The organism is Flavobacterium sp. (assembly GCF_021151785.1).
Classification (GTDB): domain Bacteria; phylum Bacteroidota; class Bacteroidia; order Flavobacteriales; family Flavobacteriaceae; genus Flavobacterium.
This window is the reverse complement of sequence record NZ_JAGKWP010000105.1, coordinates 1-7,823: the sequence shown is the minus strand read 5'-3', so window position 1 is coordinate 7,823 and position 7,823 is coordinate 1. Positions and strand designations below refer to the sequence as shown.

The following is a 7,823-nucleotide window of genomic DNA, read 5'->3' as shown; positions in this document are numbered from 1 at the left end:
ACAATTCCTTTTTCTTCAATTACATAATCCACTACATCCATTAAAGATGATTTTTTATAACCCTGATAACCATATTGTTTATTTGGATTCCATTCTCTTTGCTTAAATTTTTTTAAATCATCAAAATATTTAGCCTTTATAAAATCTATATTTACATAAAGTGGGTGAGAGTCAAATAAATTTTGTTTCAAGTAAAAAAGTAAATGTTCAGAAGGAGCTATTTTATTAGCAAAATCTTTTAATAACAAGTCGTCATCACTATTTAAAGCATCAATTAATGCGAATTTTAGTTCGTCAAAAGTCTGATATCCTTTATGTATTTCCATATTCACGGCACTAGTAGTAAATTTTCCTTTTGAATCAATTACACGCATTTTTCCATTGGCAAATGTTAATGCTTGAGTAATAAAATTAGGATCTTCATACGTTTTATAATTAGGCACTTCAACTCGTTCAAAATAGGCTACATCATCAAATAAATCAGGAGTTATTGTTTTTCCTAATTTTGTAATAATTTGGTATTTAGTTCCTTTTTTAGCTTTAAATAAAACTTCCCAATCAGCTATTCTTTGTATATAAGAATAAATAAAAGGAATTTTTACTTCATTTTTTAAATTAACCACTCCATATTTATTATTTTTGGCAACTACAATTAAGCAATTTTGTTCTTCTAAATCCTCTAAGTCTAAGTTTATTAAGTTTAATTGAATAGCACTATATTGAAAAGGAAGAATAATTTTTCCTGTATCATCAATAAGTCCAACCATTTTACCTTTTTGAACACTAAAATAGGTATGTTTTAAAGTTTCAAAAGTTTGAAATACATTTTCATAATCAAATGAAGAAATTAGTTGATGTGATTTAGTATTAAATATTGCATATTTTCCATTAGTAGAACTAATTTTTATAAACTTCTCATTTCGCTGATCAGGTAAAGGATTAATAAACTGGTATTCATCTAAAATAAAAGCAAAGTTTTTAAAATTATCTTTTAGAACTAAATTTTTATTTTCATCCATAAAATTATAAGAATCATTTTCTTTTTTTATAAGTGTTAATCTGCTTTCTCGAACATCAAACTGATCAATCCAATCATAAATAGGAGCTAAGATAATTTTTCCATTACTATCAAGAAGACCAAACTTTTTTTGAGGAGAAGAAGTTACTACTTTAAACATTTTATTTTCCTCACCAATCCATTCAAATTCTACAGGAATGATAGCTTCTCCCTCAATATTAAAAACTCCTTTTTTATCATTTAGTGTAACAACTAAAAAAGATAAGGAACCTAATGACAAAGTTGAAATATCATCATATAAAGGCGGAATAATTTCAACCCCTTTTTTATTTACAACCCCTTTCTTTTTTTCTTTTGTTACTCGATAACCAATACCCGTGTATTGTGCTATGTAGTCATCATCATACTCAAAAGGGACTATAATTTCACCATCTAATGAAAATACGCCTGCTTTTTTATCTTTAGAAGCCATGATTACCCCATAGCCATCGGTGAAAATACGATTAAATTCAAAAGAGGTAACTTTTTTAGATTTACTTTTTGAAAAAAAAATACTAAATAAGTTATCTTTTTTTGCGCTATAGTAGCCAAAAGAATCATTATTGTAAATAGCTTCATTATCAGCTGAATAAATAATCTCACCTTCATTAGAAATCAAACCTAATTTTTGATTTTTTGTAAAGATTAAATAACTTAAGCTTTGATAGCTACGAATTGACGAAATTATTGCTTTTTTTACTTGTTTATTTGAATTTTTATTTGAGTTAATACGATCATTATTAGGGATATAGATACTATCATATTCAAAGGGCAATATGATTTTATCTTTTAAAAGACCATACTTGCCTTCAACTTTTACAATAGCTGTATTTTGATAAACTTCATAATAATCAATTTTTTTGCGCAATTTTTTATTTTCATGGTTGAAAATAATTTGGATAGTATTGTGTTTATCTTTGATTAATGTTAAATGCACATTACCCCCAATAATTTTTTTATATTGAATAGGTAAAAGAATATCTCCAGATGTAGTTATTCTACCATATTTGCCGTTCAATTTTGCAACTAAACTATTTAATTTATTTGAATTTTCAACTCCTAAACTATCGTATTGTATTGGCACGGTTATTTCACCTGTATTATTGATTACTCCAAATAAATTATCTTTCTTTATGATATAACCAACATTCTCATTTAAATGTTTTATTTCGGAATAAACAGCTTCTTTTTTGCTATTATTTCCCATTACAAAACCTAATTTTCCATTTTTATCTCGATAATAACCCGAAATCTCATTTGGTTTTTTATTTCGTTCAGGAACTTCTTCTACCACAGTATCATATCCATATCGATCTCCTCTTTGCACTCCAATACCAGAACCATAAGAATCATATGTTTCAGAAGAATATTTCTTTTGTTTAGGAATTTGTCCTTGTAAATTTAGACAATAGATACTAGTGAAGAGGATGAAAAAGAATTTCATAATAGATTTTAAGTTAAAATGAATATAAAATATTTAAAGATAGGTATTTATATGCCAATGTTCTTATTAAAAGTTACAAAAAAATCCGTTAAGTCTTGACCTAACGGATTTTTATTTAAAGGTATAATTTAGTTATAAATGAATTACTTCACCATAAGCATCTGCTACGGCTTCCATAACCGCTTCACTCATAGTAGGGTGAGGGTGAACTGCTTTTAAAATTTCATGTCCTGTAGTTTCTAGTTTTCTAGCCACAACTGCTTCTGCTATCATATCAGTAACCCCAGCACCAATCATATGGCATCCTAACCATTCACCATATTTTGCATCGAAAATTACTTTAACAAATCCGTCTGGTGTACCTGCAGCTTTAGCTTTGCCTGAAGCAGAGAAAGGGAATTTACCTACTTTAATTTCATAACCTTTTTCTTTAGCTGCTTTTTCTGTTAAACCAACAGAAGCAATTTCAGGAGTTGCATAAGTACAGCCTGGGATGTTTCCATAATCTAAAGGTTCAACATGTAAACCAGCAATTTTTTCAACACATAGGATACCTTCTGCTGAAGCCACGTGAGCTAATGCTTGACCTGGAACAACATCTCCAATAGCATAGTAACCAGGAACATTAGTTTGGTAGTATGCATTAACTAAAATTTTATCTCTATCAGTTGCAATACCCACATCCTCCAAACCAATATTTTCAATATTTGATTTGATTCCGACAGCAGATAAAAGAATATCAGCTTCTAAAGTTTCTTCTCCTTTGGCCGTTTTAACTGTAGCTTTTACACCAGCACCAGAAGTGTCTACTTTTTCAACAGAGGCATTAGTCATAATGTTGATACCTGATTTCTTTAAAGAACGTTCAAATTGTTTTGAAATATCTTCATCTTCAACGGGTACAATGTTAGGCATAAACTCAACAATAGTTACTTCTGTTCCCATTGCATTGTAGAAATGTGCAAATTCAACCCCGATTGCACCTGAACCCACAACTATTAGTTTTTTTGGTTGTTCAGCTAAAGTCATGGCTTGTCTGTAACCAATAACTTTTTTACCGTCTTGAGGTAAGTTAGGCAATTCTCTTGATCGAGCACCGGTAGCAATTATAATATGATTAGCCTCTAAAGTACTAACTTTACCGTCAGCGGCAGTTACTTCCACTTTTTTACCTGGTTTTACTTTACCAAAACCATCAATAATATCGATTTTATTTTTTTTCATTAAGAATTGTACACCTTTACTCATTCCATCAGCTACACCTCTTGAACGAGCAATAACAGCGCCAAAATCCTTGTCAACATTGTCTACTTTTAATCCGTAATCTCCAGCATGTTTTAAATAGTCAAATACTTGAGCAGATTTCAATAATGCTTTTGTTGGAATACACCCCCAATTTAAGCAAATCCCACCCAAATTTTCTTTTTCAATAACAGCTACTTTAAAACCTAATTGTGAAGCTCTAATTGCAGTTACATAACCACCAGGACCACTTCCTAAAACTATGATATCATATTTCATTTTGTAAAAATTTGTCAATTTTAATTCTTGCGAAAATAGTAATTTTTTTGAATTTAAAGGGAATAGAATTGTTAGATTTTTATTGTTTTGAACTAAAATAATAAATAATTTAAATTTCAATCGATTTAGTTCACTATTTCATTTTCAAATTGAGCTTGGTATAATTTTTTATAATAACCATTTTCTAACTGAATTAAATCTATGTGTTTTCCTTTTTCTACAATTTGTCCTTTATCCATAACAATGATTAAATCAGCATTAATAATAGTAGCCAATCGATGTGCTATGATAATTGAAGTTCGATCTTTTGTTAAAGTAGTTGTTGCTTGTTGTATCAATTCTTCAGAATGGGTATCAATTGATGATGTGGCTTCATCTAAAATTAAAATGCTAGGTTGTGCTAAATAGGCTCTTAAAAAAGCAATCAATTGGCGTTGACCAGAAGAAAGCATAACACCTCTTTCTTTTACATCATATTCATAATCATTTGGTAAACTCATAATAAATTCATGTATTCCTATTTTCTTTGCAGCGGTAATCACTTCTTCTTTAGTAATAGAATAATCAAATAATGTAATATTATTGTAAATAGAATCAGAAAATAAAAAGACATCTTGTAAAACGATAGCGATTTGCTTTCTTAAACTTTGTAAAGTAAATTTATTTATATCAATTCCATCTATTGTTATTGTTCCGGAATCAATCTCATAAAATCGGTTAATCAAATTGATAATAGTAGATTTACCAGCACCTGTGGCACCAACAATGGCTATAGTTTGTCCTGCATTGATTTCTAAATTGATTCCCTTTAAAATTTCTTCACCTTGCAAATAACTAAATCTAACATCCTGTAAATGTATATTTCCTTTGAAATGTTTTGCCTCAATTGTACCAAAATCTTGAATTTGTGCATTTGATTCCATAACTTCAAAAACCCTATCTGCTGCTACAATTCCCATTTGCATAACATTAAACTTATCTGCAATTTGTCTTAATGGATTATATAACATTGAAATATACATATTAAAAGAGATTAATTGTCCTACAGAAGTTTCCGTATCTCCATTAAGAATAAATAAGGCACCAAAGTAAACCACAAGACCAAGAGTAATACTTGATATGATGTCAGCAATAGGAAAAAAAATACTATTATATAAAATATTTTTTAGCCAAGCTTTGTTGTGTTTTTCATTGATTTCTTTAAATTTTTCGTATTCAATAGCTTCACGATTAAAAAGTTGGACAATTTTCATTCCAGTTAATCGCTCTTGAATAAATGTATTTAAGTTAGCTACTTCATTTCTTACTTCATTGAAAGCTACTTTCATTTTTCGATTGAAAATATTTGTCGCTATAAGAATTACAGGCATTATAAGTAAAACGATACCAGTGATTTTCCAATTTATTACCAACATAAATAAGAGCACAATGATCATTTTTAAAATGTCACTCACAATCATAAAAAGCCCTTGACTAAAAATACTAGCAATATTTTCCATGTCAGATACACAACGTGTAATTAATTTACCCACCGGTTCATTATCAAAATATTTCATTTTGAAATTAGATAAATGATGGAATAATTTTTCACGAATATCTTTTACAATATCTTGACCTAACCAGCTAGCTAGGTAAACAAAATAAAATTGAGCAATCACTTCTAGTAATAAGACCACAAACATAATTATTACTAAAATTTGTAGATTTGTAGTTTTGTCATTACCCGCAAAAAAATAATTCATAAAGTGGGCAAAAGTATCTTGAATAATATTAGATTCTTTTTTTGCAGCAATCAAATAATTGTCAACGGTCAAGTTCAATAAAAGAGGTCGTAATGCTGCAACTATTGCTAAAAAAAACGCCCAAAATCCAACCAAGAATAGTTTTCCTTTGTATGGTTTCGCATAAGCTAGAACTTTATTGAATGATGATTGCTTTTTCAATTTTTATTTTATTAGATTTAAAATGAATGTATTTATTTTATATAAGGATATTGAACGGCTACTAAATATAAACCATGTGCAGGAACAGAAAAACCAGCTTTTCCTCTGTTTTTACTTTCAATTACTTTTCTAAAATCATCTATCGAAAATTTATGAATCCCAACATTTATAAGGGTTCCAACTATTGCCCGTACCATATTTCTCAAAAAACGATCAGCTGAAATAGTAAAAACCAATTGATTTTCATAAGTAGTCCAAAATGCTTCGGTTATTTTACAATTAAATGTTTTCACATCAGTATGTACTTTAGAAAAACACTCAAAATCAGTATACTCAAGAAGAATTTCAGCAGCTTGGTTCATACGATCTATATCTAATTTTTGATGTACATACCAACTTCCTTCGTTTATAAAAGCATCTTTAAAAGTATGTATGTGGTATTGATATGTTCTTGAAATAGCATCAAATCGGGCATGAGCCTCATCATGGACAATTTGGATTTTATAAATAACAATGTCTTGAGGAAGAAAAGAATTTAAGCGTTGAATTAATTTTGGAATGTTAGAAAGTTCATTTGCATCAAAATGAGCAAACATTTGTTTGGCATGTACGCCACTGTCTGTTCTTCCTGCACCAACAATTTCAATAGTTTGTCGAGTAAGTAAAGACAACGCTTTATCTAATGTTTCTTGAACTGAAATGGCATTGGGTTGGACTTGAAATCCAAAATAATTTTTACCATTATATGCAAATTCTATGAAATATCTCAAAATTAAATTTTAAATACGAATGGACAAATTTACAAAAATGAATGGCAATTTCAATTCGCCATTTCCTAATAAAAGCATAAATTTGAGCTATGAAAAAAATTCTACTTTTATCCGATACTCATAGTCATATTGATGCAACTATATTAAAATATGTAAATTTGGCAGATGAAGTGTGGCACGCAGGTGATATTGGAGATTTAATAGTTACAGATACCATAAAAAAAATAAAACCAGTTCGTGCGGTTTTTGGTAATATTGACAATAATGAAGCTCGTTTAGAGTTTCCCTTGCATAATCGATTTATGTGTGAAGGTGTCGATGTTTGGATTACTCATATTGGTGGATATCCTGATAAATATAATGTTGCAATAAGAGAAGAAATTAAAAAAAATCCTCCCAGATTATTTATTTGTGGACATTCACATATATTAAAAGTACAATTTGATAAAAAACTTAATTTATTGCATATGAATCCAGGTGCAGCAGGTATCCATGGATTTCATCAAGTAAGAACCATGCTACGCTTTGAGATTGATGGCGATAAAATTCAAAATTTAGAAATTGTAGAAATAGGTAAGAAAGGGTAGAAGTATGTTAAATGAAATTAGTATAAAACACAAAATCCGAACACGGGGTTCGGATTTTATAACGCACTAATAAACTAAGATGATAGGTTTATCGAATACGATCCACAGATTTTACGAGATCTTCGTCCTTTTTAATTGCCTTATTAGCTAAAACAAGTAAAACGATAGAAAAAATGGGAAGAAGCATCCCAATACCCTTCTCAGAAACTTTCGCTTCTCCGGATAGAGTTAGTGAATTATATACCAACAATCCTATTAAAATAAAGTTTAATATCATATTCAATCTGTTAATAACAAATTGGTTTTGTCGGTTTTTAAAACTAAATATGCTAATTAAAGCCAATAGACTACTAAATCCAAATAAAGCAATATAAATTAAAAAATCCATTGCCATAATATCAACTTTAGCAACTGTTGTCCACAAATTCAAAAACAGTGGTAAAATACCCGTTAATAAAAAGGCTACAGCTAAATAAAGTGTTTGAACTCTTTGTAACATAT

General features: G+C 29.2%; 6 protein-coding genes. 1 reads left to right on the top strand and 5 read right to left on the bottom strand.

All coding sequences use genetic code 11. From position 1 onward, the window contains the following. From QZ824_RS09770 to truA, 4 genes are all read right to left on the bottom strand, one after another. A partial coding sequence (locus QZ824_RS09770) for a WG repeat-containing protein (protein WP_291275836.1) occupies positions 1 to 2,501 on the bottom strand: 2,501 nt, incomplete at its 3' end. Between the two features lie 132 nt (positions 2,502 to 2,633). Continuing rightward, positions 2,634 to 4,022, bottom strand: a complete 1,389-nt coding sequence (lpdA, locus tag QZ824_RS09765) for a dihydrolipoyl dehydrogenase (protein ID WP_291275835.1) — start codon at positions 4,020 to 4,022, stop codon at positions 2,634 to 2,636. Positions 4,023 to 4,147: 125 nt separating this feature from the next. Continuing rightward, positions 4,148 to 5,965 (bottom strand): ABC transporter ATP-binding protein, encoded by a 1,818-nt coding sequence (locus QZ824_RS09760; RefSeq protein ID WP_291275834.1) that lies wholly within the window; start codon positions 5,963 to 5,965, stop codon positions 4,148 to 4,150. A gap of 32 nt (positions 5,966 to 5,997) precedes the next feature. Further along, positions 5,998 to 6,735 carry a tRNA pseudouridine(38-40) synthase TruA gene (truA, locus tag QZ824_RS09755; protein ID WP_291275833.1) on the bottom strand — a complete coding sequence of 246 codons (738 nt, stop codon included), beginning with the start codon at positions 6,733 to 6,735 and terminating at the stop codon, positions 5,998 to 6,000. Positions 6,736 to 6,824: 89 nt separating this feature from the next. On the opposite strand from truA, the gene QZ824_RS09750 reads away from it, so the two are divergent. Continuing rightward, entirely contained in the window at positions 6,825 to 7,322 is a 498-nt protein-coding gene (locus QZ824_RS09750; protein ID WP_291275832.1) for a metallophosphoesterase family protein, read from the top strand. An 88-nt stretch (positions 7,323 to 7,410) separates the two neighbouring features. Here the strand turns inward: QZ824_RS09750 and QZ824_RS09745 are convergent. Beyond that, positions 7,411 to 7,823, bottom strand: a 413-nt coding sequence (locus QZ824_RS09745) for a DUF4293 domain-containing protein (protein ID WP_291275831.1), incomplete at its 5' end; no start/stop codon positions are given.